The sequence below is a fragment of the Chryseobacterium elymi genome, from assembly GCF_003385495.1.
Lineage (GTDB): Bacteria > Bacteroidota > Bacteroidia > Flavobacteriales > Weeksellaceae > Chryseobacterium > Chryseobacterium elymi.
The window spans coordinates 1-1,868 of record NZ_QNUH01000060.1; the positions used below are offsets into that span (position 1 = coordinate 1).

3 protein-coding genes and 1 pseudogene are annotated in these 1,868 nt (G+C 36.8%); 2 read left to right on the forward strand and 2 right to left on the reverse strand.

All coding sequences use genetic code 11. The features are described from left to right. A partial coding sequence (locus tag DRF60_RS20845; RefSeq protein ID WP_133297270.1) for an RHS repeat-associated core domain-containing protein occupies positions 1 to 1,000 on the forward strand: 1,000 nt, incomplete at its 5' end. Between the two features lie 3 nt (positions 1,001 to 1,003). Beyond that, positions 1,004 to 1,453: a hypothetical protein gene (locus DRF60_RS20850; RefSeq protein ID WP_116015272.1), complete on the forward strand. Its 450-nt coding sequence runs from the start codon at positions 1,004 to 1,006 to the stop codon at positions 1,451 to 1,453. A 36-nt stretch (positions 1,454 to 1,489) separates the two neighbouring features. Here the strand turns inward: DRF60_RS20850 and DRF60_RS20855 are convergent, their stop codons facing one another. Continuing rightward, entirely contained in the window at positions 1,490 to 1,681 is a 192-nt protein-coding gene (locus tag DRF60_RS20855; protein WP_077415264.1) for a hypothetical protein, read from the reverse strand. A gap of 12 nt (positions 1,682 to 1,693) precedes the next feature. Then, positions 1,694 to 1,771 (reverse strand): annotated as a pseudogene (locus tag DRF60_RS21925) (helix-turn-helix domain-containing protein); the annotation flags it as partial. Between the last annotated feature and the right edge of the window lie 97 nt (positions 1,772 to 1,868).

A 1,868-nucleotide genomic window follows, 5' to 3' on the forward strand; every position in this document is an offset into this window, starting at 1 on the left:
TACAGATACCAACAACTATTATGCTTTTGGGCTAAACCATATCGGAGGATTAAAAGGAAACCTGGGTGGATATCAGAACTATAAGTACAACGGAAAGGAGCTACAAGAGACAGGAATGTATGATTACGGAGCGAGGATGTATATGCCAGATATTGGAAGATGGGGTGTTGCAGATGAACTAGCAGAAAAGTCGAGAAGATTTTCACCTTATACCTATGCATTAGATAATCCTATAATGTTTGTTGATCCTGATGGAAGAGAAGCTCAGGGATGTTGTGGTAATTTGTGGAATCTTGCTAAAACTTATTATTCTGGAATGTATCAAGGTGCAAAAAGTGTTGCAGCAGGAACTTATCAAGGTGTTAAGCAAGTGGTAACTCATCCTATAGAATCTGCTAAATCTTTAGCAAGTAATCCAAGTGGAGCTCTAAAATCAGGTATTTCAAAGTCAACCAATCTGATGGCATCAGTAGCCGCATTCCCAGCAATTGCTGGAGCAAGTGTAAAAAAAGGAGATGCAACAGTTGCAGGTAAGATTGCAGGAAAAGCACTTGGAACAGCGGTGATAGAAGGAGGTGCAGCTATTGCGACAGAAGGAATAGGAAGTGCAATTTCATCATTAAGAACTGCTGGCAGAATGAGTAAATTAAGTTCTGAAGTTACTGCAACAGCATCAGAACTTTCAGCAGGAGGTAAGGCTCCAGCAACTATTGTAGGAGCTGAATTGAATGGGCAGACTACTATAGCAACAAGTGGAGTTCCCCCAATAACAATTGCGCCTCAATTAGAAGGTGTTGTTAGTGAATTGGGAGGAATAGGTACAAGAACTCCTGCGGGTAATGTTGTTGGTTGTTGTGCTGAGTTTCAAGCAGGAAATAAATTGTTGTTGGATAATCCTTTAGCGAGTCCTTCTCAGGTTAATTTTACTGAAGCTATTAGACCGAGAACTGGTCAGACCATACCAATGTGTGAAAATTGCAAAACAACTTTTGGAAAATAATATATGTATACAGAAATAGAACAACAAAGTTTAGATATAGACTGGTTTTTTACAGGTAATAATGAAATTGCTTTTGTTGCATCAGCTGGAGGTAAGCTTCCTGAAACAATAGCGGAATTAGGAGAGAAAAATGGGATATTGTCTTCTTATTTTAGAAATCTACCTGAAATATCCGATGTTATTATTAATCCGGAGCTAAAGAGTATATTACCTGATGTAAACGAAACGTATTTATCAGATTTTATAAATATGGCTAAAAAAGGAATTTATGCTTTTGATAAAACTGTTTTAAATAATTTTTTAGATTCTAATTATCATTTAGTAGCCAGTCCTAAAAACCCTTTAAAACTAAAAGATTTATCACCAAATGTAATAGAAATTATTTTAAAAGCTCAATTTAATAATGAACTTAAAGACATGAAACAAATTAATGTATTTAAGTTTAATGAATAGAATAACAAAGCCACTCGATTGAGTGGCTTTGTTGTTTTATAAAATGCTTTGCAGTTTAGTTTGTTTTAGAAAAGCATCAAGGAGAGCGAAGACGTGTTGTCTATCGTTCTCCTTTAGTTTTTGTATATCTAAAATTTTAGCGACAATATTTTTATCCAGTAGAATATCCGTAGAACCTACAAGATAATCCAGAGACACTTCCAGGGCTTCTGCCAGCTGCGTGGCCATCTCAATAGATGGTTTTACTTCCTCACGCTCATATCTACCGATGACAGCCCCGTGGACACCTACGAGTTTGCCCACTTCGTCCTGCGACATCCCGATGTATCAGGAAACACGATAGCCTACGATGATAACGGAAACATGAAAGATCAAAAGGACAAGGGAATTCTTGATATTCAATATAATTTCTTGA